General features: G+C 61.9%; 19 protein-coding genes. 14 read left to right on the forward strand and 5 right to left on the reverse strand.

Features of this window, described 5'->3' with window-relative positions; translation table 11 throughout:
- Nucleotides 1-25: 25 nt before the first annotated feature.
- Both lon and PspCFBP13528_RS05415 read right to left on the reverse strand, forming a co-directional pair.
- Nucleotides 26-2,443: an endopeptidase La gene (gene lon / locus PspCFBP13528_RS05410; protein ID WP_065951753.1), complete on the reverse strand. Its 2,418-nt coding sequence runs from the start codon at nucleotides 2,441-2,443 to the stop codon at nucleotides 26-28.
- 159 nt (nucleotides 2,444-2,602) lie between these two features.
- Entirely contained in the window at nucleotides 2,603-3,592 is a 990-nt protein-coding gene (locus tag PspCFBP13528_RS05415) for a GntR family transcriptional regulator (RefSeq protein WP_065937203.1), read from the reverse strand.
- A 332-nt stretch (nucleotides 3,593-3,924) separates the two neighbouring features.
- On the opposite strand from PspCFBP13528_RS05415, the gene PspCFBP13528_RS05420 reads away from it, so the two are divergent.
- From PspCFBP13528_RS05420 to PspCFBP13528_RS05455, 8 genes are all read left to right on the forward strand, one after another.
- The gene (locus tag PspCFBP13528_RS05420; protein WP_137199764.1) at nucleotides 3,925-5,259 is read left to right on the forward strand and encodes an amidase; all 1,335 of its coding nucleotides are present in this window, start codon (nucleotides 3,925-3,927) and stop codon (nucleotides 5,257-5,259) included.
- 11 nt (nucleotides 5,260-5,270) lie between these two features.
- Nucleotides 5,271-6,149, forward strand: coding sequence for a polysaccharide deacetylase (locus PspCFBP13528_RS05425; protein ID WP_065951755.1), 879 nt, complete (start codon nucleotides 5,271-5,273; stop codon nucleotides 6,147-6,149).
- Between the two features lie 143 nt (nucleotides 6,150-6,292).
- On the forward strand, nucleotides 6,293-7,633 hold the full coding sequence (locus PspCFBP13528_RS05430; protein WP_065951756.1) for an MFS transporter: 1,341 nt from the start codon (nucleotides 6,293-6,295) through the stop codon (nucleotides 7,631-7,633).
- 10 nt (nucleotides 7,634-7,643) lie between these two features.
- Nucleotides 7,644-8,405, forward strand: coding sequence for an SDR family NAD(P)-dependent oxidoreductase (locus tag PspCFBP13528_RS05435; protein WP_065951757.1), 762 nt, complete (start codon nucleotides 7,644-7,646; stop codon nucleotides 8,403-8,405).
- A 137-nt stretch (nucleotides 8,406-8,542) separates the two neighbouring features.
- Nucleotides 8,543-9,292, forward strand: a complete 750-nt coding sequence (locus PspCFBP13528_RS05440) for an SDR family NAD(P)-dependent oxidoreductase (RefSeq protein WP_101218365.1) — start codon at nucleotides 8,543-8,545, stop codon at nucleotides 9,290-9,292.
- A gap of 13 nt (nucleotides 9,293-9,305) precedes the next feature.
- Nucleotides 9,306-9,608, forward strand: coding sequence for a hypothetical protein (locus PspCFBP13528_RS05445; RefSeq protein ID WP_065951759.1), 303 nt, complete (start codon nucleotides 9,306-9,308; stop codon nucleotides 9,606-9,608).
- 112 nt (nucleotides 9,609-9,720) lie between these two features.
- Entirely contained in the window at nucleotides 9,721-10,695 is a 975-nt protein-coding gene (locus tag PspCFBP13528_RS05450) for a GTP-binding protein (RefSeq protein WP_101218367.1), read from the forward strand.
- Entirely contained in the window at nucleotides 10,692-11,867 is a 1,176-nt protein-coding gene (locus PspCFBP13528_RS05455; protein ID WP_137199765.1) for a PotD/PotF family extracellular solute-binding protein, read from the forward strand. The genes PspCFBP13528_RS05450 and PspCFBP13528_RS05455 overlap by 4 nt, the downstream gene beginning before the upstream one ends.
- A gap of 116 nt (nucleotides 11,868-11,983) precedes the next feature.
- On the opposite strand, the gene PspCFBP13528_RS05460 is transcribed toward PspCFBP13528_RS05455, so the two are convergent.
- Together PspCFBP13528_RS05460 and PspCFBP13528_RS05465 are read right to left on the reverse strand one after the other, a co-directional pair.
- Complete coding sequence (locus PspCFBP13528_RS05460; protein WP_101218369.1) at nucleotides 11,984-14,401, reverse strand: glucose/quinate/shikimate family membrane-bound PQQ-dependent dehydrogenase; 2,418 nt, start codon at nucleotides 14,399-14,401, stop codon at nucleotides 11,984-11,986.
- 470 nt (nucleotides 14,402-14,871) lie between these two features.
- Complete coding sequence (locus PspCFBP13528_RS05465) at nucleotides 14,872-16,890, reverse strand: TonB-dependent receptor (RefSeq protein WP_137199766.1); 2,019 nt, start codon at nucleotides 16,888-16,890, stop codon at nucleotides 14,872-14,874.
- A gap of 169 nt (nucleotides 16,891-17,059) precedes the next feature.
- Here PspCFBP13528_RS05465 and PspCFBP13528_RS05470 point away from each other — a divergent pair, with 169 nt between their 5' ends.
- Both PspCFBP13528_RS05470 and PspCFBP13528_RS05475 read left to right on the forward strand, forming a co-directional pair.
- Nucleotides 17,060-17,293: a VF530 family protein gene (locus PspCFBP13528_RS05470; RefSeq protein ID WP_024073644.1), complete on the forward strand. Its 234-nt coding sequence runs from the start codon at nucleotides 17,060-17,062 to the stop codon at nucleotides 17,291-17,293.
- Nucleotides 17,294-17,297: 4 nt separating this feature from the next.
- Nucleotides 17,298-17,924, forward strand: a complete 627-nt coding sequence (locus PspCFBP13528_RS05475) for a Pr6Pr family membrane protein (protein WP_137199767.1) — start codon at nucleotides 17,298-17,300, stop codon at nucleotides 17,922-17,924.
- A 59-nt stretch (nucleotides 17,925-17,983) separates the two neighbouring features.
- On the opposite strand, the gene PspCFBP13528_RS05480 is transcribed toward PspCFBP13528_RS05475, so the two are convergent.
- Nucleotides 17,984-18,751: a siderophore-interacting protein gene (locus tag PspCFBP13528_RS05480; RefSeq protein ID WP_137199768.1), complete on the reverse strand. Its 768-nt coding sequence runs from the start codon at nucleotides 18,749-18,751 to the stop codon at nucleotides 17,984-17,986.
- Between the two features lie 606 nt (nucleotides 18,752-19,357).
- Here PspCFBP13528_RS05480 and PspCFBP13528_RS05485 point away from each other — a divergent pair.
- From PspCFBP13528_RS05485 to PspCFBP13528_RS05500, 4 genes are all read left to right on the forward strand, one after another.
- Nucleotides 19,358-19,855 (forward strand): adhesin, encoded by a 498-nt coding sequence (locus PspCFBP13528_RS05485; RefSeq protein WP_137199769.1) that lies wholly within the window; start codon nucleotides 19,358-19,360, stop codon nucleotides 19,853-19,855.
- A gap of 100 nt (nucleotides 19,856-19,955) precedes the next feature.
- Nucleotides 19,956-22,475, forward strand: coding sequence for a CS1-pili formation C-terminal domain-containing protein (locus PspCFBP13528_RS05490; protein WP_137199770.1), 2,520 nt, complete (start codon nucleotides 19,956-19,958; stop codon nucleotides 22,473-22,475).
- 61 nt (nucleotides 22,476-22,536) lie between these two features.
- Nucleotides 22,537-23,277, forward strand: coding sequence for a molecular chaperone (locus tag PspCFBP13528_RS05495; protein WP_137199771.1), 741 nt, complete (start codon nucleotides 22,537-22,539; stop codon nucleotides 23,275-23,277).
- 56 nt (nucleotides 23,278-23,333) lie between these two features.
- Nucleotides 23,334-23,789 (forward strand): CS1 type fimbrial major subunit, encoded by a 456-nt coding sequence (locus PspCFBP13528_RS05500; protein WP_241669064.1) that lies wholly within the window; start codon nucleotides 23,334-23,336, stop codon nucleotides 23,787-23,789.
- The last annotated feature ends 1 nt before the right edge of the window (nucleotide 23,790 follow it).

Raw genomic sequence — 23,790 nt, forward strand, 5'->3', positions numbered from 1 at the left:
GGCCAGCTCAGGCACTACATAACTGTCAGAAAAGCACCTTCGCCACATCCGCAAAGCGCTTGGCAAAGTGCACGGTCATGCCTTCCTTCAGGTACTCCGGCAGCTCTTCGAAGCTGCCACGGTTGGGCTCCGGCAGGATCAGCTCGTGAATCTTCTGGCGCCGCGCCGCGATCACTTTTTCGCGCACTCCGCCAATCGGCAGCACATGCCCGGTCAGGGTCAGTTCGCCGGTCATCGCCACGCCTTTCTTTGGCGGCTGGTTGCGTGCCAGTGACAGCAACGCGCTGGCCATGGTCACACCCGCGCTCGGGCCGTCTTTGGGCGTGGCACCTTCCGGCACGTGCAGGTGGACGAAGGCTTCATCGAAGAACTTCGGATCACCGCCAAACGACTTCAGGTTCGAGCTGATGAAGCTGTAGGCGATTTCTGCGGACTCCTTCATCACTTCACCCAACTGGCCGGTGAGCTTGAAGCCGCGATTGAGCGTGTGGATGCGCGTCGCTTCGATCGGCAGGGTGGCGCCGCCCATGCTGGTCCAGGCCAGGCCGGTAATCACGCCGGTGCCGGACAGTACCTGTTCATTGCGGAACACGGGCATGCCCAGGGAGCTTTCCAGGTCCTTGCTGCCGATCTTGATCACCGAATCCGGCTCATCCAGCAGCTTGACCACGGCCTTGCGCACCAATTTGCCCAGTTGTTTCTCCAACTGACGCACACCGGCTTCCCGCGCATAGCCATCAATCAGCGCACGCAAGGCGCCGTCGCTGATGCTCAGACTGTTTTTCGAGACGCCGGCTTTTTCCAGTTGCTTGGGCCACAGGTGACGCTTGGCGATGGCGACTTTTTCCTCGGTGATATAGCCCGACAGGCGAATCACTTCCATACGGTCGAGCAGCGGGCCGGGAATCGAGTCCAGGGTGTTGGCGGTGCACACGAACAGCACTTTGGACAGGTCCAGGCGCAGGTCCAGGTAGTGGTCGAGGAATTCGACGTTCTGTTCCGGGTCGAGGGTTTCGAGCAACGCCGACGCCGGGTCGCCCTGGAAGCTCTGGCCCATCTTGTCGATCTCGTCGAGCATGATCACCGGGTTCATCACCTCCACATCTTTGAGCGCCTGCACCAGCTTGCCGGGCAGGGCGCCGATGTAGGTGCGGCGATGGCCCTTGATCTCGGCCTCATCACGCATGCCGCCGACACTGAACCGGTAGAACGGCCGGCCCAGGGATTCGGCGATGGATTTACCCACGCTGGTCTTGCCCACGCCCGGCGGGCCCACCAGCAGCACGATGGAACCGGCGACTTCGCCTTTATAGGCACCCACCGCAAGAAATTCGAGGATACGGCTCTTGATGTCATCCAGGCCCGCGTGGTGCTTGTCCAGCACCTTGCGCGCGTGTTTCAGGTCGAGTTTGTCTTCGCCATACACGCCCCACGGCACCGAGGTGGCCCAGTCCAGGTAATTGCGCGTCACTGCGTATTCCGGCGAGCCGGTTTCGAGGATGGAGAGTTTGTTGAGTTCTTCATCGATGCGTTTTTTCGCCTGGGCCGGCAGTACTTTGCCTTCCAGCCGCTGCTCGAATTGCTCGACGTCGGCGCTGCGGTCGTCCTTGGTCAGGCCCAGCTCCTGCTGGATGACCTTGAGCTGTTCCTTGAGGAAGAACTCGCGCTGGTGCTCGCCGATCTTGCGGTTCACTTCGGCGGACAGCTCTTTCTGCAGACGCGCGACTTCGACCTCTTTGCGCAGCATCGGCAGCACTTTCTCCATGCGCTTGAGCATGGGCACGCAATCGAGCACTTCCTGCAACTCGTTACCGGTGGCTGAGGTCAGCGCGGCGGCGAAGTCGGTGAGCGGCGACGGGTCGTTGGGGCTGAAACGGTTGAGGTAGTTCTTCAGCTCTTCGCTGTACAGCGGGTTGAGCGGCAGCAGTTCCTTGATCGCATTGATCAGCGCCATGCCGTAGGCCTTGACCTCGTCGGTCGGCTCGCTCGGCTGGTGCGGGTATTCCACCTCCACCAGGTACGGCGGGCGGTGATGCTTGAGCCAGGTCTTGATACGCACGCGGGTCAGGCCCTGGGCCACGAATTGCAGCTTGCCGTTCTCGCGGCTGGCGTGGTGCACCTTGACCAGCGTGCCGTACAGCGGCAGGGCCGAGGTGTCGAAATGGCGTGGGTCTTCGGGCGGTGTGTCCATGAAAAACAGGGCGAGGGAGTGGTGGTCGGATTTGCTCACCAGTTCCAGGGTCTCGGCCCAGGGCTCTTCGTTGACGATCACCGGCAACACTTGCGCCGGGAAAAACGGCCGGTTGTGGATCGGGATGATGTAAACCTTGTCCGGCAGGTTCTGCCCAGGCAGGGCCAGGCCGGTGTTGGACGAGGATTCAGCGTTTTCGGGGTCGGCGTAGTCGTTCAAGTCGTAATCAGGGATGTCTTGCTGGTCGCTCATGGGGCACCTGCATCAGGAAGTATGGTGCTTAGATGGGGCAGGGCTGTGGTGGTTTCAATGGTGGGGGTGAGATAGCAACATATTGCATGAAATTATCAGAACGACGCTGGACTAGTGTGGGAGGAGGAAAGCCCCCCGCCCCATTGGGTCTGTGTTGGGTCAGCTGATTTTGTGCAGGTAGGCGGGTAGCGGTTGTTCGGGCAGTACCGACAACACTTTCAACCGCTGCAACATCCTTTGACTGGCCCTTTGCAAATGCTCACGCAGATTCAGCGCCGCCGCATCAAACGCGCCGTGCAGCAACAACTCCAGAATCAGTCGATGTTCGGCCAACATCGCCGGATCGGCGCCAATCCCCAGCAACCGATAAAAAATCCGACTGATGATCATCGGGCTCTGCCCCTGTCGAATCAGCGCCGCGATCTTGCGATTCTGCAGGCCGGCCAGGCAGCGTTGGTGCAAGTCTTCCTCGATCTGCTCGATGGCCTCCAGGCTGCACTGCGCACTGTCCTGGGCGTCCAGCACGCGTTGCAGCATGGCTTCAAGCAGCTCGCGATCGAGGTTGGGCGCGCTCTGGCGCAGGGCTTCGGGCTCAAGGCAGGCGCGCAGTTCGTAGTCTTCGGTGACTTCCCGCGCGGTCAAAGGCCCGGCCAGCCATTGGGAGTAGGGCTCTTTTTCCACCAGGCCACGGTCGCGCAGGCGCATCAGCGCTTCACGTACTACCGCGCGGCTGACGCCGTAGTGGTCGGCGGCGGCTTGCTCGTCCAGGCGGTAGTGGCCGAAGGCAATGCAGGTGGACAACGCTGCGCCGATTTCCTCGACGATGCGTTCGCCCAGCGGCCGCGTGTCCACTAGCTCGTCCTCGCCGTTAAGACCCAGGTGCGCATGGCTCAGGGGCAGGCGCAACGGCTCCATGGCCAGGCCTTGCGGATTGATCAGGTAGCCCCGGCCGTTGAAGCGGCAGATCAAGCCTTCGTCATGCAGCAGGTCGAGGGCCTTGCGCACCGGCACGCGGCTGGTGCCGAACAACTCGGCCAGCGGCGCTTCGAGCAACACCAGCCCATGGCGGGCGGTGCCGTTGACGATCGCGTCGCGCATCACTTTGTGAATCATCGCGTAACGGGAGGCCGAGGCGGACACTGCTTTCATTGCGTTCTCAGAGGTGGAGGGACCGTTGACCGGGGATTCTCTCATAGATGCGCCTGTCACTCTGCGCCACGTCGGCGGCACGTTTTTGGGGCTTGGAAAGTCGACCTGTTACTTTTTGCACCAAAATGTACTTATTACTAAAAAGTACATTATTTCGTTGAGGCGCCTGAGCAAGCGCCTGCGCAGATTTTTTACCTGGTCAAACACCCTCTACCTCGCGGCTCTGGCCGCAAACCGCTGTCTGCGCAAAATTGGTTGAGCACAGACTGGCACGAAAGCTGCCTTTACAAAATGTACATTTTATTAATATGTACGTTTTGAGGGTCATCCCGATGTCAGACGCCACTTCAATGGCCGAGGACTTCGCCAGTGGTCGCAGCGACCCTGTGCAAGCCCTCGAACAGGCACTGGACAAAGCCAGCCAGGTCCCGTCGGTATTTATCAGCCTGACGCCCGAGCGCGCCCGTCGTGAAGCGCAAGCCTCTGCCGCACGTTGGCGCGCCGGCCAGCCGTTGAGCAGGTTCGATGGCGTGCCGCTGGCCTGGAAGGACCTGTTCGACGTGGCTGGCAGCATCACCACGGCGGGCGCCGCCTATCGCCGCCATGCGCCCGTCGCGTTGCTCGATGCACCCACCGTCGGCCGGCTGTGTCGTGTCGGAATGGTCAGCGTCGGCAAGACCAACCTCAGCGAACTGGCCTATTCCGGCCTGGGCCTGAACCCCCATTTCGGCACCCCGCACAATCCCCATGGCAATGATCAACCGCGCATCCCCGGCGGATCTTCCTCGGGGTCGGCCGTGGCCGTTGCCGCCGGCATCGTGCCCATCGCCATGGGCACCGACACTGCCGGGTCCATCCGCATTCCCTCGGCGTTCAACGGCCTGGTGGGTTACCGCAGCAGCAGTCGGCGCTACAGCCGCGATGGCGTGTTCCCACTGGCGCACAGCCTCGACAGCCTCGGCCCGATAAGCCGCAGCGTGCGTGACGCCCTGGCCGTCGACGACTTGCTGCATGGCCGCAGCCACACCCAGAGCCAGACCTCCATCGCCCGCAGCCTCAAGGGCCAGCGCTTCGTGCTGGCGCAGCAGGACGTCGAACCCGCCGTGGGCAACAACCTGTTGCGCGCGGTCGCGCAACTCAAGGCCCACGGCGCGCTGGTCGAAGCGCGCGAATGCCCGGCCTTCCAGGCGACACTGGAACTGATCAAGCACCATGGCTGGCTCGGCGCCTTCGAAGCCTTCGCCCTGCACCAGGCGTTGCTCGACAGCCGCGACGCCGATCAACTCGACCCCCGCGTGCGCCGCCGCCTGGAAGCCGCGCGTTCACTGCCGGCCAGCCAACTGATCCACCTGACCGACTCCCGCCGCCGCCTGCAACAGCAACTGATCGAAGATCTCGACGGCGCCGTCCTGATTACGCCGACCGTTGCCCACGTGGCCCCGCCGTTAGCCGCGCTTGAAGCTGACGATGACCTGTTCGTTCAAACCAACCTCGCCACCCTGCGCCTGACCATGCCCGGCAGTTTGCTCGACATGCCAGGCGTCACCCTGCCCAGCGGCTGCGATGCCCAGGGGCTGCCCACCGGGTTGCTGCTCAGCGTCCCGACGGGAGAAGACGCACGCCTGCTGCGCGCAGCGTTGTGCGTTGAATCCGTAATGACAATTTAAGGAGACACTCCATGGCTAAAGACATCCTCTGTGCATTTGGCGTCGACGTTGACGCCGTCGCCGGCTGGCTCGGTTCCTACGGCGGTGAAGACTCGCCGGACGACATCTCTCGCGGCCTGTTCGCCGGTGAAATCGGCGCGCCACGCCTGCTCAAACTGTTCGAACGCTACGGCCTGCGCACCACCTGGTTTATCCCCGGTCACTCGATGGAAACCTTCCCCGAGCAGATGAAGGCCGTGGCCGACGCCGGCCACGAGATCGGCGTGCACGGCTACAGCCACGAAAACCCGATCGCGATGACCGCCGAGCAGGAAGAAATCGTTCTCGACAAGTCCATCGAACTGATCACCCGGGTCACCGGCAAGCGCCCCACCGGCTACGTGGCGCCGTGGTGGGAGTTCAGCAAGGTCACCAACGAACTGCTGCTGAAAAAAGGCATCAAGTACGACCACAGCCTGATGCACAACGACTTCCACCCTTACTACGTGCGCAAGGGCGATACCTGGACCAGGATCGACTACAGCCAGCACCCCGATACCTGGATGAAACCCCTGGTGCGCGGCGAAGAAACCGACCTGGTGGAGATCCCGGCCAACTGGTACCTCGACGACCTGCCGCCGATGATGTTCATCAAGAAAGCCCCCAACAGCCACGGCTTCGTCAACCCGCGTCACCTGGAAGAAATGTGGCGCGACCAGTTCGACTGGGTCTACCGCGAACACGAACACGCCGTGTTCACCATGACCATCCACCCCGACGTGTCCGGCCGCCCGCAAGTGCTGCTGATGCTCGAGCGTCTGATCGAACACATCCAGAGCCATGCCGGCGTGCGCTTCGTCACCTTTGACGAAATTGCCGATGACTTCATCCGCCGCCAGCCGCGTACCTGAACCTGCGTCACCCTGTAGGAGCGAGCTTGCTCGCGAAAATCGTCAACGATGACGCGGGCATCCTGAATGCACGCGGCGCTCTCCGGTTTTTCGCGAGCAAGCTCGCTCCTACAGGGCCCATCAATCCCCCTGAGGCGCGATCTATGTCCATCTACAACAAGCTTGACCTGACTGGCTGGAAACCCCGGCAGCTGACTTCCCGGGAGGTGCGCTTCGCCACCTGGATCGCGTTTTTCGCCTGGGTGTTTGCGGTGTACGACTTCATCCTGTTCGGCACCCTGCTGCCGGAGATTGGCCGGCACTTTGGATGGGGTGAAGTGGAGCAGGCCGAGATTGCGACCTGGGTGGCGGTGGGCACCGCCGTGGTCGCCCTGGCCATCGGACCGATCGTGGACAAGCTGGGGCGACGCAAAGGGATTATCTTCACCGTGGCCGGTTCCGCGTTGTGCTCGGCGCTGACTGCGATAGGCGGGGCGTGGGGCAAGTCGCCGCTGATCCTGATCCGTTCGCTGGGCGGCCTGGGCTATGCCGAGGAAACCGTCAACGCCACCTACCTGACCGAGCTGTACGGCGCCTCCGAAGACCCGCGGCTGACCAAGCGTCGCGGCTTCATCTACAGCCTGGTGCAGGGCGGCTGGCCGGTCGGCGCGTTGATCGCCGCCGGGTTGACCGCGCTGTTGCTGCCGATCATCGGCTGGCAGGGCTGCTTCATTTTTGCGGCGATCCCGGCTGTGGTGATCGCGATCATGGCGCGCAAGCTCAAGGAGAGCCCGCAGTTCCAGGTCCACGAACGCATCAGCCGGCTGCGTAAAAGCGGCGCGGTGAGCGACGCGCAGAACGTCGCGCAGACCTATGGCGTGGACTATGACGAGCACAGCAAGGCCGGTCTCAAGGCCGCGTTCCGTGGGCCGGCTCGCCGTGCCACGTTGGTGATCGGCGCCGCGTTGTTGCTCAACTGGGCGGCGATTCAGGTGTTCAGCGTGCTGGGGACTTCGGTGATCGTCAGCGTGCACCATATCTCGTTCGAGAACTCGCTGATCATCCTCGTGCTGTCGAACCTGGTGGGTTATTGCGGCTACTTGAGCCACGGCTGGATGGGCGACAAGATCGGCCGTCGCAACGTGATCGGCCTGGGTTGGATGCTCGGTGGTCTGGCGTTCGCCGGGATGCTGTTCGGCCCGAGCAATATGGCGATGGTGGTCGGGCTGTACAGCCTGGGCCTGTTCTTCCTGATCGGGCCATATTCGGCGGCGCTGTTCTTTATCAGCGAGAGTTTCCCTACCAGCATCCGCGCCACTGGCGGCGCGATCATCCATGCCATGGGCCCGATTGGTGCGGTGGTCGCAGGCTTTGGTGCAACCCAGGTGCTGTCCGCCGGCAGTGACTGGCAGACCGCCGCGCTGTGGTTTGGCGCCGTGCCGTGCTTCTTGTCCGGCCTGTTGATGTTTGCCGCGCGCCATGTGCGTCCGGAAACCGTTCAGTAAGGAGTCAATGATGAACCGTAACGTTGCCTTGATTACCGGTGCCGCCAGCGGCATCGGCCAAGCCCTCGCCGTGGCCTATGCGCGCCACGGTGTGGCGGTGGTCGGCGGGTATTACCCGGCGGACCCCCATGACCCGCAGGCCACCGTCAGCCTGGTGCAGGCCGCCGGCGGCGAATGCCTGATGTTGCCGTTGGACGTGGGCGATACCGCCTCGGTGGATGCACTGGCCGCGCAGGGCGTGCAGCGTTTTGGTCGGCTGGATTACGCCGTGGCCAACGCCGGGTTGCTGCGTCGCGCGCCGTTGCTGGAGATGACCGATGCGCTGTGGGACGAGATGCTCAATGTCGACCTGACGGGGGTCATGCGCACCTTTCGCGCGGCGACCCGGCATATGCACGAAGGCGGCGCGTTGGTGGCGATTTCGTCGATTGCCGGAGGCGTGTATGGCTGGCAAGAGCATTCGCATTACGCGGCCGCCAAGGCCGGCGTGCCGGGGTTGTGCCGCTCGCTGGCGGTGGAGTTGGCGGCAAAGGGCATACGCTGTAATGCGGTGATTCCAGGGTTGATCGAGACGCCGCAGTCATTGGATGCGAAGAACTCGCTGGGGCCGGAAGGGTTGGCGAAAGCGGCGAAAGCGATCCCGCTGGGACGGGTAGGGCGTGCGGATGAGGTGGCTTCATTGGTGCAGTTTTTAACCAGTGATGCATCGAGTTACCTGACCGGGCAGAGCATCGTCATCGACGGTGGCCTGACCGTACGCTGGCCCGACTGACTGTACTGGATCAAAAATGTGGGAGGGGGCTTGCCCCCGATGGCTGTGGCTCAGAAAAACAGCTGTGACTGACCCACCGCTATCGGGGGCAAGCCCCCTCCCACATCGCAACTGTGTTTATTCGGGAGATTATTTACATGCCTCAACTCACCCACCGCCGCGCCGTCATCACCGGCGCCGGCAGCGGCATCGGTGCCGCTATCGCCCGTGCGTACGCCGCTGAAGGCGCACGCCTGGTGCTGGCCGACCGCAACGCCGCCAGCCTCGCCGAAACCGCGATCACCTGCCGCAACCTCGGTGCCGAGGTGTTCGAATGCCTGGCTGACGTCGGCACCGTCGAAGGCGCCCAGGCCAGTGTCGACTGTTGCGTCGAGCACTTGGGCGGTATCGATATCCTGGTCAACAACGCAGGCATGCTCACCCAGGCGCGCTGCGTCGACCTGTCCATCGCGATGTGGAACGACATGCTGCGCGTCGACCTCACCAGCGTCTTCGTCGCCAGCCAGCGCGCCTTGCCGCACATGGTTGCGCAGCGTTGGGGGCGGATCATCAATGTCGCCTCGCAACTGGGCATCAAGGGCGGCGCCGAACTGACGCATTACGCCGCCGCCAAGGCCGGCGTGATTGGCTTTACCAAGTCCCTGGCGCTGGAAGTGGCCAAGGACAATGTGCTGGTCAACGCCATCGCCCCCGGCCCCATCGAGACGCCATTGGTCAGCGGCATCAGCGCTGACTGGAAGCGGGCCAAGGCCAGGGAGCTGCCCCTGGGCCGCTTCGGGCTGGCCGACGAAGTGGCGCCGACGGCGGTGCTGCTGGCCAGCGAGCCCGGCGGCAATCTGTTCGTCGGCCAGACCCTGGGCCCGAACGCCGGCGATGTCATGCCATGAGCGGGGTGTAATCATGTGCGGACTCTGCGGATTGCTCGGCGAAGACCTGCATTGGAGCGACCCCCTGGGCGACGAGCTGCCCAGGCGTCGTGAACGCCTGCGCCGGATCGCGGCGATCAACCAGGTGCTGGCGGTGTTTCGGCTCAAAGTCGAAGACTTCCAGGGCGCGTCGTATCTGTTGCTGGGCGCCACTGGCAAACAGGAACTGGCCAGCGGCCTGGATCAGCTGTGGCAGGCGGCGCAGAACATGCTCGGTCGTCCGTTGGATCCCCTCGACCCCAAACTGCTCGACCATTTGGAATGCAACCCACTGTAGGCGCGGGCTTGGCCGCGAAAACCTCAACGATAACGCGTGCATCCTGGATAAACGCGGTGTCCCTGAGTGCTTCGCGAGCAAGCTCGCTCCTGCAAGGGGCGGAGGTATAAAAATGAGCATCGCTCTCAACGTCATCACCGGCTTCCTCGGCAGCGGCAAGACCACCTTGCTCAAGCGCCTGTTGCAGGGTGAAAGCCTGGGCGACACCGCGTTGCTGATCAACGAATTCGGCGACGTCGGCATCGACCATCTGCTGGTGGAAGACATCGCGCCGGACACGGTGCTGCTGCCCAGCGGTTGCGTGTGCTGCTCGATCCGTGGCGAGCTGAAGGAGGCGCTGCTGACCTTGCTGCAACGTCGCGAGCGCGGTGAAATCCCGGCATTCAAGCGGGTGATCCTGGAAACCACTGGCCTTGCCGACCCGGCGCCCATCCTCGCCACCTTGAACAACGACGTGCAACTGCGCGGGCGCTTTCACATCGGCCTGGTGATTACCCTGGTGGACGCCAGCCACGCCGTGCTGCAGGAACGCCTGCACCCGGAATGGCTGGCCCAGGTGGCGGCGGCGGATCGCTTGCTGTTGAGCAAGACCGACCTGGCGGGCGACTGCACGGCACTGCGCGCGCATTTGCGGGCACTCAATGCCGGCACGCCGATCCTCGATACCCATGCCATTCACAGCGGCGACCAACTGCTGCTTGGCGAAGGCCTGCGCAGCGCCGAACCCGCCATTGAAGTCAGCCGCTGGCAGTTGCATCAGACCACCACGGCCAGCCACGGCACCGCGCAAGTGTGCAGCCTGACCTTCGACCAGCCTTTGGATTGGGTCGGTTTCGGGGTGTGGTTGTCGATGCTGTTAAGATGCCACGGCGAACGAATCCTTCGTGTCAAAGGGCTGCTCAACGTGAACGCCAGTCACACCCCCATCGTCATTCATGGCGTGCAGCACTGCCTGCATGCGCCGGTGCATCTGCCTGCGTGGCCGGGCAGCGACCGGCAATCGCGCCTGGTGTTTATCCTGCGCGGCCTCGACCCTGCGCTGTTGCGCCGCTCCTTTGATGTGTTCTCGCGGCGGTTCGCAGCATGATCACGTTGAGGGTCCTCGGCACGTCGGTCACCTTGCTCGAATGCCTGCGCGTGCGGGCCGAGCAGGAACTGGGTATCCGCCTGGTGTATCAGGTACACGACGTCGAACAAGCCCAGCGCATCGCGGTGATGCAGCCCGAAAGCTACGACCTGTACGACCAGTGGTTTCACAATGTCGATTTCGTGTGGCCGGCCCGGGCGATCCAACCCATCGACACCCGGCGCGTCGCGTTGTGGCACGAGATCAATGACCTGCCCAAGCGCGGACGTCTGTCGCCCGATGACCGCCTGGGCAGCGGCAGCGTGCCCAGCGAGCGGTTGTTCGTGCAGCACGATGGCAGCCTGGGCAGCACGGTTACCGAGCGCATCAGCATGCTGCCCCTGACCCACAACGCCGACAGCTTTGCCTACCGTCCCGAGCGTATGCCCGACGGGTTTTGCCACGGCAATGAAAGCTGGGGCTGGCTGTTGGACCCCGCGTGGCGTGCGCGCACGGCCTTGCAAAGCGACGCCGCCATCGGCGCCCTGGACGCCGCGCTGGCGGTGCAGGGGGCAGGGCTGGCCAGCTTCAAGGACATTGGCAACATGAGCATCGAAGAGATCGATTTGCTGGCCGACATCCTGGTGCGCAAGCAGAAGGAAGGGCACTTTGCGGCGTTCTGGTCCGATGACGAAGAAGCCGCGCAATTGATGCTCAGCCCCAGCATCGATATCCAGAGCCTGTGGTCGCCGACCTTGATGCGCCTGCACCGCGCCGGGGTGAAATACCGCCTGGCGGTGCCACGTGAAGGCTATCGGGCCTGGTTTGGTGGCTTGTCGTTATCGCGCCATGCCCAGGGCGCGGTGCTGGATGCGGCCTATGCTTACTTGAATTGGTGGCTGTCGGGCTGGCCCGGGGCGGTGATGGCTCGGCAGGGCTATTACATTGGTAATCCGGCGCGCAGTCGCGATCACTTGAGCCGTGCGGAGTGGGATTACTGGTACGCGGGCAAGCCTGCGCGAGAGCAACTGCCGGGCAGCGATGGCCTGCCGCTGATCGATATTGGCGAAGTGCGCGACGGCGGCTCCTATGAACAGCGCATGGGGCATATTGCGGTATGGAATTCGGTCATGGATGAGCACAACTACCTGGTGCGGCGCTGGGGGGATTTCATGCGGGCCCGGCGAGGCTGACGCGCAGCGTCACGGGATGCATTCCCACGCGGAGCAAGGGAACGAGCATTCAGTGGCGCAAAGAAAAGGCGGTTACCTGTTGAAGGTAACCGCCTTTTTAATACCGCCAGTCTTGCTTATTCCGGCAGTTTGAACGCCATCACGTAGTCACCCTGCTTGGTGCCCAGGGAGCCATGACCGCCGGCCACGACCAGCACGTATTGCTTGCCGTCCTTGCCGGTGTAGGTCATCGGGGTGGTTTGCGCGCCTGCAGGCAGGCGGCCTTCCCACAGTTGCTTGCCGTTTTTCACGTCATAGGCACGCAGGTACTGGTCGAGGGTGCCGCTGAGGAACGCGACGCCACCGGCGGTGGTGAACGTACCGCCCAGGCTCGGCACACCCATGGTCAGCGGGATCGGGATCGGCGAGCTGTCACGCACGGTGCCGTTCTTGTGCATCCAGATGGTCTGGTTGGTGGTCAGGTCGACCGCTGCCACATAACCCCATGCCGGCGCCTGGCACGGCAGGCCCATTGGCGACAGCAGCGCTTCGAGGATCACACCGTACGGCGCGCCTTTGTTTGGCTGTACGCCTTCGGTTTCGCTGACGCGTGGGCCTTGCTTGGCAATGTCGGCCGCCGGGATCAGTTTCGATTTGAACGCCATGTAGCTCGGGTTCACGAAGGCGATCTGGCGCACCGGGTCAACCGAAATGCCGCCCCAGTCGAACACGCCGAAGTTGCCTGGGTACACGATCGAGCCTTGCAGCGACGGCGGGGTGAACGGGCCGTCGTAGCGCAGCGACTTGAAGTCGATCCGGCAGATCAGTTGGTCGAACGGCGTCACGCCCCACATGTCACGCTCTTTGAGGGGCGGTGGCATGAAGTTCAGCTCGGACTTGGGCTGGGTAGCCGCGGTGCGATCGCCCGCGACGGCGCCCTGTGGTACCGGGATTTCATTGAAAGGCACAATCGGCCAGCCGGTGGCGCGGTCCAGCACGTAGATGCTGCCTTGCTTGGTCGATGCCATCACCGCGTGCCTGACGCCGGCAGCGGTCTTGATGTCGATCAGCGACGGCTGGCCGCCTACGTCCATGTCCCACAGGTCGTGGTGGGTGAACTGGACGGTCCACTTCACATGGCCGGTCGCGATGTCCAGGGCGGTCAGGCCGGCCGCGTACTTCTCGGAGTCTTCGGTACGGTCGCCGCCGTACTGGTCGGGCATCTGGTTGCCCATCGGCAGGTAGAGCATGCCGAGTTTTTCATCCACGGCAAACATGGACCACATGTTCGGCGAGTTGCGGGTGTAGGTCTTGCCTTCGGCCAACGGGGTGGTGTCGTGCGGGTTGCCGCTGTCCCAGTTCCACACCAGCTTGCCGGTGTGCACGTCGAACGCACGGATCACGCCGCTTGGCTCGTCGACGGAAACGTTGTCGGTCACGTGACCGCCGATGACCACCAGGTTTTTGGTCACGGCCGGTGGCGAGGTGGAGTAGTAACCCCCTGGGGCGAAGCTGCCGATATTGGCGCGCAGGTCGACCTGGCCTTTGTCACCGAAGTCTTCGCACATCTTGCCGGTGTCGGCGTTCAGGGCGATCAGACGGGTGTCGGCGGTCGGCACGAAGATGCGTTTCGGGCAGGCGTTCGGTACGGCGGCCGGGCTGGCCTTGCCGGTTGGCTTCTGCTCGGAAGCGTAGGCGGCGTCATCGTGATACGACACGCCACGGCAGGTCATGTGCGCCCAACCCTTGAAGTTCTCGGCACCCTGGGTGCTGATCTTCGGGTCGAAACGCCAGATTTCCTTGCCGGTGTCCGGGTCCAGGGCAATCACCTGGCTGTGCGGGGTACACACGTAAAGCATGCCGTTGACTTTCAGCGGGGTGTTTTCCGCAGTGGTTTCACCGGGATCGCCCGCGCCGGGAATGTCACCGGTACGGAAGGTCCAGGCCGGCACCAGCTTGTGCGCGTTTGCCGGGGTGATCTGGGCCAGTGGCGAGTAACGGTCACCGAAGGCCGAGCGGCCATAGGAATTCCAGTCACCGTCAGCCTGGCTCGGCGCAGTGTTGGTCATGCCGGCCACCGTGTCGCGGTTCAGTTGGCCGGTCTTGACCATTTCACCGGGGTTGGTGAATTGGCTGGCCAGGGCGGTAGCGCCCGCCAGCACCACGGCGGCGCTCAGCGCGCCGGTGCCCAGCGGCGCGGCCTGGCCATGCAGCAACGGACGGCGAAACCACGGCAGCAACATGACGATGCCCAGGGCGAACAGCAGGGCCAGGCGCGGCACCAGCTGCCACCAGTCAAGGCCGACTTCCCACAGTGCCCACACGGTGCTGGCGAACAGCACCAATGCGTACAGGCCCAGCGCGGCGCGGCGGGTGGCCAGCAGCAACACGCCGGTCAGGGCGATGCCGATACCGGCCAGCAGGTAGTACCACGACCCGCCGAGCATGCTCAGCTTGACACCACCGGCCAGCAAGGCCAGCCCCATGATCAGCAGCAAGACGCCTAGCAACCTGGGCAGCAGGCGGCTTGGGCTTGAGGCACCATCAGTGCTCATAGTGTGTTTCTCCGTTACGTTGGAATTATGTAACCCCGTGCTTCACTCACTGTAGATGACGATTCGGCGCGGGCTTGGTTCATCGTTTTTTTTGGATTTTTCCGTGGATAACCGGGTTACCCACAGGCGAGCAATAACCACCCAGGCGCAGGTCTATTTCAGACAGCGCTGTCTTTTCGTACAGGGAAATTCGGCAAAATGGGGCGGCCGGCAGGTGAAGCGTTTCAGATTGTTGCGAAGGATAATGCGGCGGGGCTGTTTGAGGAAGGGTGAATCGCAAGATGCATCATTTCAGATTTGGTAACAGTGACAGATAGTCGCTGCCTGAATAGCCTGATGGGAGGCTCTGTCTCTGTAGGAGCGAGCTTGCTCGCGAAAAAACCACTGGCGCCGCGTGTGTTCAGGAAGCACGCGTTATCGTTGCCGTTTTTCGCGAGCGAGCTCGCTCCTACAGGGGGGTGAGGGGGCGGTTAGAAGGTAGTGCGGATGCCGAACTGCACACTGCGCCCCGGCGCCGGCGCGATGTCGCGCAGGATCGAGCTGGCGTAGCGCACCGTCTGGTTGGTCAGGTTTTCGCCGTTGACGAATGCCAGCCACTGGCTGCCACCCACATTGAAGTGGTAACCCGCGCTCGCACCCAGGGTGGTGTAGCCATCGGTGCCGCTTTCATTGCTCGGCACGCGCCCCTGGCCGGCGGCATGTTCCACGTCGATACGCGCCTGCCAGCGGTCCAGTTCCCAGAGCAAACCGCTGTTCAAGCGCAGCGGCGCAATGCGCGGCAGGGCTTCGCCCGTGTCCAGGTTGGTCGCGCGGGTGTAGTCGCCCGACAGCTCCAGGGCGAACTTGCCGTAGGCGCCTTCGCCGAGTTTCCAGTGATCCTGGGCTTCGAAGCCGGCGAAACGCGCGCGTACGCCGGAATAGGTGTACTCGGGAATACCGCTGGCGTCCTCTTCACCTTCGTCGTTCAGCGTACGGCCAGTGCCGAGCAAGCCGATGTAGTTGGAGAAGCGGCTGTAGAACACGCCGAAGCTGCCTTTATGGGTGCCGTTGTCGAAGCGCAGGGCCAGGTCGCTGGACACGGCTTTTTCCTTGGACAGGTTGGCATCGCCCAGCTCGTAGGTGCCGGTGGCGACGTGGGCACCATTGGCGTACAGCTCGTAGAACGTGGGGGCACGCTCGGTGTAGCCCAACGTGGCGGCCAGGGACCAGATCGGCGTCAGTCTGTAGACCGCGCCGGAGGACAGGCTGCCTGCGGTGAAGTCACTGGCCTTGTCGGCATTGGCAAAGCGCGCGTTGCCCTTGGCGTCCGGATCGACGTTGGTGTGTTCCAGGCGCCCGCCAAGGCTGAGCTTGAGGCGCTCGGTGGCTTGCATTTGCTCAAGAATGAACAGCGCGCCGGCATTGGTATCGGTCTGGGGGACGAAGGCTTCTTCACCCAGGGCCGAGAATTGGTTGCGGGTCACTTGTGCGCCGACCACACCCTCGAACGGGCCCATAGGCTGGTGACGGGCCTCCACCCGCGCTTCATAGCCCTTGTTCTTGAAGGTGGTGCCGGTTTCGCCGCCTTCGATCTCGCGGTGCTGGTAGTCGGTGTAGCCCGCGTCGAGCTTGACCGAGGTAAACGGGCCTTGCAGGTTGCGGATCTCGGAGGCGAACGCGTAGTGCTCCTGTTGCATGCGGATGCGCACGTCCTGCTCGGCGGGGGAGCCGTAGTTGCTGTCGTAGTTGCTGTAGGACAGCCCCGCGTAGCCATCATCCCAGGTGTAGGACCCACCCACCGCGCCGCCATCCTGGCGCCCGTCGCTGTTGCCCAGGCGGCCATTTTTGCCGGGGCCATCCTCGGTTGCAGGGGCATGACGGCTACGCGCGTAGCCCGGGATTTTCAAGTCGTTGAATTCCCGCGCGTTGGCGTCCAGGTGCAAGGCGAAGGTGCCGTTGCCGGCCTCCAGTTTGCCCGCGCTGCTGCGGGTGGTGTCAGCGCCGCCGTAGCGCAACTCACCGGCACCGTGGATGCCTTCGATGGCCTCGGTGGGGATGCGGTTGTCGAAGGTATTGACCACGCCGCCGATGGCGCTGCCGCCGTACAGGAGCGCGGCTGGGCCGCGTACGATTTCAATGCGCTCGACATTGATCGGGTCCAGCGGCACGGCATGGTCGTAGGACAGCGACGACGCATCCAGCGCGCCCACCCCGTTACGCAGGAGGCGAATACGGTCGCCGTCCTGGCCACGAATGATCGGCCGACTGGCACCGGGGCCAAAGTACGACGACGACAGCCCCGGCTGCTTGTTCAGGGTTTCGCCAAGGCTGCCTTTTTGTTGCAGGGTCAGGTCGTCACCTTCCAGCACGGTGGTAGGCGAGGCGAGCTGTTCGCTGCCCAGCGGGTTGCCGGTGACGACTTGGGGAGGCAGTTCCAGGGCGTGGGCCTGGGAGCCGATCAACAGGGCGGCGGCGAGGGGGGACAAGCGCCAGAGAGAAGAGCGGGACATCGGACATTCCTTGGCAGAACTTCAATAAGAGTTGTTACAATATAACATCTCTTTTTTCACTGAAAAGAGGAACTTTTGCCGGACGGCTATATTCAATGCAGTGCTTCCACCGTTACGCCCCGTCGGCTAAGGTGCGCGGCTGTGTTTCCTCTCTCGCAAAAGGCCTGGCATGACCGCGACAAGCAACGACCCACTTCATGGCGTGACTTTGCAACACGTCCTTACCACCCTGGTGGAACACTACGAATGGGCCGGCCTGGCCGAACGCATTGATATCCGCTGCTTCAAAAGCGACCCCAGCATCAAGTCAAGCCTGACCTTCCTGCGCAAGACCCCGTGGGCCCGTGAAAAAGTCGAAGGCTTGTACGTCAAGCTGATGCGCACCAAACGCCCGCTGGACTGAGCCCATGAAGCGTTATGTCGCGACGGCCGCACTCGCCGGTTGGGTGGGGCTGGCGATCCAGCAATACCTGATTCTGTATTCGCGCTGGTCCAGCGGCGCGAGCCTGCTGGGCGGGTTGATCAGCTTCTTCAGTTTCTTCACGGTGTTGACCAATACCCTGGTCGTCGTGGTGCTGAGCTATTGGCTGGTCAAGCGCGACTCCGCCGGCAAGCGGTTTTTCCTCGCGCCGGTTATCAGCAGCGCGATTGCCGCCAGCATCGTACTGGTGAGCCTGGCCTACAACCTGCTGCTGCGGCACTTATGGAGCCCGGAGGGCTTTCAGTTCATCGCCGATGAATTGCTGCATGACGTGATGCCGTTGCTGTTTCTGATCTATTGGTGGCGGTGCGTGCCCAAGGGCACCCTGCGGTTCAAGCACATTGCCGGGTGGGTGATTTACCCCTTGGTGTACTTCGCTTATGTGCTGCTGCGCGGGCATTTGCTTGGGCAGTATCAATATCCGTTTTTGGATGTGGGCAGCCTGGGTTACCCACAGGTGCTCGTGAATGCCGGGGGGATTCTGTTGGGTTTCCTGATGATTGCGCTGGCCGTGATTGGGTTGGACAGGCTTGTCAAACCTGCCTCGGTTTAAGGCGGGCACAGCCATTGTGGGAGGGGCTTGAACCCTCCCACAGTGTGATCGCGTCCAGGTCAGTCTTCGTCGCTGCCTTCAGCGCGCCAGTAACCCACGGCCTTGAGGTACTCCTCATTGACCTTGTGCGTATCCAGCAACACCCGCCGCACCTGACGCGACAGCTTGGTTTCGGTGGCGACAAAGCTGTACAGCGTGCCGCCGGGCAGCGTCAGGTTGCGCACCACCTCAAGCAGATCATCCTGGCCGCGCAGTACCCAGATGATTTCAACATCCGCCGCACTTTGCAGTGACTGTTGTTCGGCAGCATCGGCAATTTCAACCACCGCCAGCGCCTTGCGCCCGGCGGGTAATTCTTCCAGGCGTCGCCCAATGGCGGGCAGGGCGGTTTCATCGCCAATCAGCAGGTAACTGTCGAAGATGTCCGGCACGATCATCGAGCCCCGTGGCCCAGCGACATACAGGGGCTGGCCGACCTGCACCTGTTCGGCCCAGGTCGAAGCGGGGCCATCGCCGTGCAGCACGAAGTCGATGTCCAGTTCGCCGGTGCTCAGGTCGAAACGCCGTGGCGTGTAATCGCGCATTGCAGGTTGTGGGCCGTCGGCCTTGAGGGTGAACGTCGGGCTGTCCAGCGCCGCCTGCTCGGCGGCGTTCTGCGGGAACAGCAGCTTGATGTGATCGTCACTGCCCAGGCTGATAAAGCCTGCCAGCTCCGGCCCGCTCAGGGTGATGCGACGCATGCGCGGCGTGAGGTCGACCACCCGTAGGACTTGCAGGCGGCGACGTTTGATTTCATGGGTAACGCGATGGATGGCTTGAGTGTTCATTGGAATTTCCCGTCGGCAATGGCTGGGCAACGTCTGATGAATGTTGGCGAACGCTCGCTCACTTCCCTGCCCATTCAGGCGTAACCGTCTGTTCGACTTAAGAAGATACGAACGGTGGGGGCGAATGTGTAGATTTTTTTCACGCCCGGCGTCATGACCCATTCACCCGGAGCAGGCTGGACCCTCCTCGACGAACAGGCTTTCGACCTGACGGAGCACGTTCGTATAGGGATCAACTGGCCTGTTATTAGAGTAGTTATTCAGTTAGAGTGATTGCTCAATACACGTGCAGGTATTTAAGTTTGTCTGTGTGAATGTAGAGCGCATTATCATAGTATTACGATTGAAATTATTCGCACGTTTCTATTTGTAAGACTGATCTTACAGCTGTTTTTAAAGTTTTGGCAAAAAGCCATCTTTTTCACTCGAGTGTCTCTTCCATAAGCTACGTTGTATAAGGACGTAGCCTGCATACCGGTTTTTTTAATTGCTCGATCATAGTGGGGCGTTGCAGTAGTTAACTGGAAGTCGACGCTTAGCTCTGCGCGTTTGCCCTTGACGCAAACGTACAGTGATTCAACCCATGCTAAAAAACAGGTAATGATCATGTTCAAGAAGTTCGCCGTTTCACTCCCTCTGGCAGTTGCGGTTTTGGGTTCTTCGGCTGTTATGGCTGCCAACGATGCCAGCACCGTTATCAACATCAGTGCCACCATTCCGACCAAGCAATTCCATGCCCAGCCTCGGGACCCGAACTTCGGTAAGGCCGAGGTCATGGGCTTTAACCCGGTGAGCGGTGAATTGAGCCCGCTGCGAGCAACGTTCGACGTGAAGAACACGGCTGGCTCGGTTCACGCCTTTATCCAAGGCGGCCCAAGTGCTGCAGCGCTGTACAACGGTACCAGCAGCATCGCAGTCACCAATACCTTCAACGGTGTCGTGCTGACCGACACTCCTCAGGAAGTGGTCGATGACCCTACCTCCACTCCAGGTACCCAGGCCGATCTAGTGATTACCCCGGCCAAGCCGAAGGACACCGATAATGGCCGGTTCGATGCCAGCTACACCGTGATCTTTGATGATGTACCGCGCACCACGTTTTGATCACTCGGTTTAAATAAGGCCATGCCTTATTGAAAGCGCCGGCTGCTTCGCGCAGCCGGCTTTCAATTAATCCGCAGTTCGTCAACAGAGAATTGAGTTCATGTTCCCTTTTAGACCTCTCGTGACAGCGATAGCGCTGGTTACTTGTCCGGTCGTTATGGCCGCGCCTGATAACAATTACACCCCGCGCAGTTTGCTGTCTCAGGCCAAAGGTTTACCGAGCGATTTCGAAGAGCATTTCTTTGATGTGCCGTTGGCGGTACGGGTCGAGCGGGATCAACAGTTCGTGGGCGAAGCAATGATTGTGTTGACCCGCGATGACCGGATCACCTTGTTGGAGTTCACTGACCACAGCGACAGCCCGATCACGGGCACTGAGCGTGATACGTGGGAGAACTACCTCACGCCCGGTATTCCCTTGGGCCAATGCACTCAAAACTGCCCTGAACAGCTGCTGGCGGTGCATTACAACCTGGAAAACTCGCTGGTTTCCATTCTCACCGAAAATGCCGAGCGGGATGCTGCCCCACAGCAGTATTACACCCAACCCGACGGCGGCAGCACCGGGCTGATTATCAACAACCAGCTGAACCTCAATGGCGGACAGAACCAGGACCTGGGTGGGCGTTACGGCATCGAAGCCAGTAGCAGCCTGGGCAACTGGAGCCAGACCCTGAATTTTCAACTGGCGCGCCTTGGCGGGCCGGACACCCAGCTTTACCACGCACTCTATTCGGCCTACGCCCAACGTGAGTTCGAGGGCCAGTTCCTGCGCCTGGGGTATTTCACCCCCAACTCCGAAGGACTGAACCGCCAAGTCCGTTCGTTCGGCGCGGCACCGGACATCGCCGTCGGGGTGATGGTCGGCAGCTCCGACAGCCTGGCGATGAACAACCCCAAGCCCAGCGTCTACCCGATCTACGTCACCTCCAATCGCCAGGGCTCGGTAGAGATCTATCGCAATGGTTTGTTGATCAACACCCAGCCAGTGCCGGCCGGCTTGCAGACCCTCGACACGCGGCCTTTGCCGGGCGGTATCTATGAAGTGCAAGTGCGCCTGATCGAAGACGGTCAGGTGACGTCCACCACCCAGGAGCTGGTGTACAAGCCCAATAACTGGCGCAACCATGACGAGCGCTGGCGCTACAACCTGTTTGCCGGGCGTGAAAGCACGCTGCTCAACAACTGGGAGCAACGCGACAAGGGCGACATGACCGCCGGCGCCTCGGTCAACTACCTGCTGCATCCGCGCGTGGTGCTCGGTTTGTCGGGACGCCAGGTGCAGGACCGTCTGCAACTGGGCAGCTCCATCGACTGGAGCATTGCCCAGGGCGCCAGTGTCTATGCCAACTTCTACCAGACCCGCGACTACGGCACCGGCATGGACGTGCAAGGGCTCTACAGCTACGGCATGGGCAGCGTGATTGCGAGCCACAACCGTAGCTGGCTCGATACCCGTAACACCTATGAAACCCTGCCCGACGGTACTCGCCTTCGCCAACGCAACACCTTTGTCGGCCAGACCAGCACCTCGTCGCTGTCGATCAACCACCGGCTGGCCAACCGCAATTCGGTGAACGCCCGCGTATCCCACAGCCAGGGCAATGTCGAAGGGGTGGGACTGGACCTGGGCTGGACCCGTCAAGACATGTTGTTCGGCAGCGATGCCAACTGGCGCCTGTCGGTGTTTGATCGTCCTTCCACTGGGAGCGTCAGCGACAAGCGCAACCGTGGCGTCGACCTGACCCTCAACCTGTCCCTTGGCGGCCCGGGAGAAAGCTGGTCCGGCAGTGTCGGGTCGCGTACCGCACGTGAAGGCCAGCGTGACAACAACGCGTCGCTGACTTACCGCAAAGACCTCAAGGACCACACTCTGCAGAGCGTCTCGATCACCGCGCTGACCGATGTCTACGGCGTGGGCCTGTCAAGCATGACCAGCTTTGCCACCGATACCCTGTTGGGTGATGCCTTTGCCCAGCGATCGTCCTATAACGGCGATTTGACCGGTGGCCTCAACCTCAACAGCACCCTCGCCGTGGGCGCGCAGAAAATGGTGATGACCAGTCAGTACCAGGGCAGCGGCTCGGGAATGATCATTGATGTGGAGACCGATGTGGACGACATCGCCCTGCGCGCCGATGACATGAGCGGCTTCAGCGTGGCGTTGCGGCCAGGCCGCAACTTCGTGCCCATTACCGCCTACAAGAGCAGCTCGGTGGCCTTCGACTTTGAAGGCAACCACCCACCCGCCGCCGTCATCCAGCCCGCGCGAACCCCCTACCACCTGAACAAGGGCGGCGTGGAGTACCGCAAGATCAGCGTGATGAGAACCGTGACTGTGTTGGGCCGCTTGATCGACCCTCAAGGCCAGCCGCTCAAGGGCCATCACATCATCAACCACGCCAGCCGTGGCGTCAGCGAGGTAGACGGCTTCTTCTCCATGGAAATGAACGCCGGTTCGCCGACCCTGGAAGTACGCCGCGGCACCGAGTTGCTGTGCCAGTTCCGCCTTGACCCGAGCAAGGCCCGCAGCGAGAACGATGTGCTGATGATCGGTGATTTGCGCTGTAGCCAAGACACCTTGGCCGATGCCCTGGTGGCGCCGGGTGCTGCTGGCTGATGGTGCTGAAATGAGCAGGTGGTTGACCGCCTGCGCCTGTTATTCGATGAGGTTCACAACAATGAAACGATTGCTGTCAGTCATTGGTTTTTGCCTGTTGGCCCCAGGGGTCCTGGCCGGCCCCAGTATCAATGTCGGGGTGGTATATGACTACCTGGACGGTGATAAAAGCACCTACCTCAAGCGCATTTTCAACGGCGGCACCAGCACCGCGTTCGTAAAGGTCGAGATTCTGGAAATCCTCTACAACGAGCGAGGCGTGGCCAAGGAAGTGCCGCTTGAGTCTCAGAACGACAGCAGCGCCCGTGATGGATTGATGGCCAGCCCGGCCCGGCTGATCGTGCCGGCCAACGGCATGCAGGGTACACGCTTGGTGTACATGGGCGAGCGGAGCAAAGAGCGTTACTTCCGCGTGCGTTATATCCCCGTGGTACCTGAGAAGGAAGATGCGTTCGCTGTCTCCGAGCAAGAGCGTGAAGCTTACCAAAACACCTTGCAGGCTGGCGTCAACGTACTGGCCGGTTACGGCACGGTGTTTTTCGTGCGACCCCGGGACACCCGTTTTGACACCCGGATTGAAAACGGCGGCCCCAAATATGTCGTGCGCAATAACGGCAACAGCGTGATCGAGGTCGATGAGTTCAAAAGCTGCGTGGCCGGCAAGCCCGATGACTGTTACCCCACCACCAAAAATCATGTGTTGCCGGGGCGTACCTTTAGCTTCGACAAAGAGCAGGGCCGCGAGTACCGGTTCAAGTTGGTGGAAGGCGACGCACACAAAAATCATGAGGTGAAAGGGTGAACAGCGCGATGCGAGAGCCTCGCTTGAGGAGCGTGCGCTCAAGGTGGCGAGTGAGGGTGTGGAGCATTCTGAGCCTGCTCAGTGTTTCAGCGTTCGCCGCTCGTGAAGAAGCGGTGTTCCATGTCTCGGTGCAAGTGCCCTCCAGCGCCTTTTACGTGCTGCCGGTCAATCCGGGCTTTCTCGAGCGCGAGCAGGTCATGCACTACAACACGGTGAGCGGACGCCTCACCCCGTTGCGCGAAAGCTTCGATGTGAAGAACGTTCTCGGGGGCATCAATGCGCGCCTAGCGTTTGCGCCCGTATTGTCCAACGGCACCGATTTGATCGCCCTGGAGGTGACCTTCAACGGTCACCGCCTGGACCAGAACGATACCCAGGTGGTGCCGGCGGACGAGGCCAAGGCCGGTAAACGTGTGCCGCTGCTGATCGCCGCCGTACAGCCCGAGAAGGATTACGTACCGGGCCAGTACTTTGGCAGTGTGCACATCATTTTTGATGCGTTGAGTCCTTGAG

This window comes from Pseudomonas sp. CFBP13528 (assembly GCF_005233615.1).
Taxonomy (GTDB): domain Bacteria; phylum Pseudomonadota; class Gammaproteobacteria; order Pseudomonadales; family Pseudomonadaceae; genus Aquipseudomonas; species Aquipseudomonas fluorescens_AM.

Excerpts from the sequence above, each read along its gene's own strand:
- lon (WP_065951753.1), bottom strand. The coding sequence starts at position 2,443 with ATGAGCGACCAGCAAGACATCCCTGATTACGACTTGAACGACTACGCC.
- PspCFBP13528_RS05415 (WP_065937203.1), bottom strand. The coding sequence starts at position 3,592 with ATGAAAGCAGTGTCCGCCTCGGCCTCCCGTTACGCGATGATTCACAAA.
- PspCFBP13528_RS05420 (WP_137199764.1), top strand. The coding sequence starts at position 3,925 with ATGTCAGACGCCACTTCAATGGCCGAGGACTTCGCCAGTGGTCGCAGC.
- PspCFBP13528_RS05425 (WP_065951755.1), top strand. The coding sequence starts at position 5,271 with ATGGCTAAAGACATCCTCTGTGCATTTGGCGTCGACGTTGACGCCGTC.
- PspCFBP13528_RS05430 (WP_065951756.1), top strand. The coding sequence starts at position 6,293 with ATGTCCATCTACAACAAGCTTGACCTGACTGGCTGGAAACCCCGGCAG.
- PspCFBP13528_RS05435 (WP_065951757.1), top strand. The coding sequence starts at position 7,644 with ATGAACCGTAACGTTGCCTTGATTACCGGTGCCGCCAGCGGCATCGGC.
- PspCFBP13528_RS05440 (WP_101218365.1), top strand. The coding sequence starts at position 8,543 with ATGCCTCAACTCACCCACCGCCGCGCCGTCATCACCGGCGCCGGCAGC.
- PspCFBP13528_RS05445 (WP_065951759.1), top strand. The coding sequence starts at position 9,306 with ATGTGCGGACTCTGCGGATTGCTCGGCGAAGACCTGCATTGGAGCGAC.
- PspCFBP13528_RS05450 (WP_101218367.1), top strand. The coding sequence starts at position 9,721 with ATGAGCATCGCTCTCAACGTCATCACCGGCTTCCTCGGCAGCGGCAAG.
- PspCFBP13528_RS05455 (WP_137199765.1), top strand. The coding sequence starts at position 10,692 with ATGATCACGTTGAGGGTCCTCGGCACGTCGGTCACCTTGCTCGAATGC.
- PspCFBP13528_RS05460 (WP_101218369.1), bottom strand. The coding sequence starts at position 14,401 with ATGAGCACTGATGGTGCCTCAAGCCCAAGCCGCCTGCTGCCCAGGTTG.
- PspCFBP13528_RS05465 (WP_137199766.1), bottom strand. The coding sequence starts at position 16,890 with ATGTCCCGCTCTTCTCTCTGGCGCTTGTCCCCCCTCGCCGCCGCCCTG.
- PspCFBP13528_RS05470 (WP_024073644.1), top strand. The coding sequence starts at position 17,060 with ATGACCGCGACAAGCAACGACCCACTTCATGGCGTGACTTTGCAACAC.
- PspCFBP13528_RS05475 (WP_137199767.1), top strand. The coding sequence starts at position 17,298 with ATGAAGCGTTATGTCGCGACGGCCGCACTCGCCGGTTGGGTGGGGCTG.
- PspCFBP13528_RS05480 (WP_137199768.1), bottom strand. The coding sequence starts at position 18,751 with ATGAACACTCAAGCCATCCATCGCGTTACCCATGAAATCAAACGTCGC.
- PspCFBP13528_RS05485 (WP_137199769.1), top strand. The coding sequence starts at position 19,358 with ATGTTCAAGAAGTTCGCCGTTTCACTCCCTCTGGCAGTTGCGGTTTTG.
- PspCFBP13528_RS05490 (WP_137199770.1), top strand. The coding sequence starts at position 19,956 with ATGTTCCCTTTTAGACCTCTCGTGACAGCGATAGCGCTGGTTACTTGT.
- PspCFBP13528_RS05495 (WP_137199771.1), top strand. The coding sequence starts at position 22,537 with ATGAAACGATTGCTGTCAGTCATTGGTTTTTGCCTGTTGGCCCCAGGG.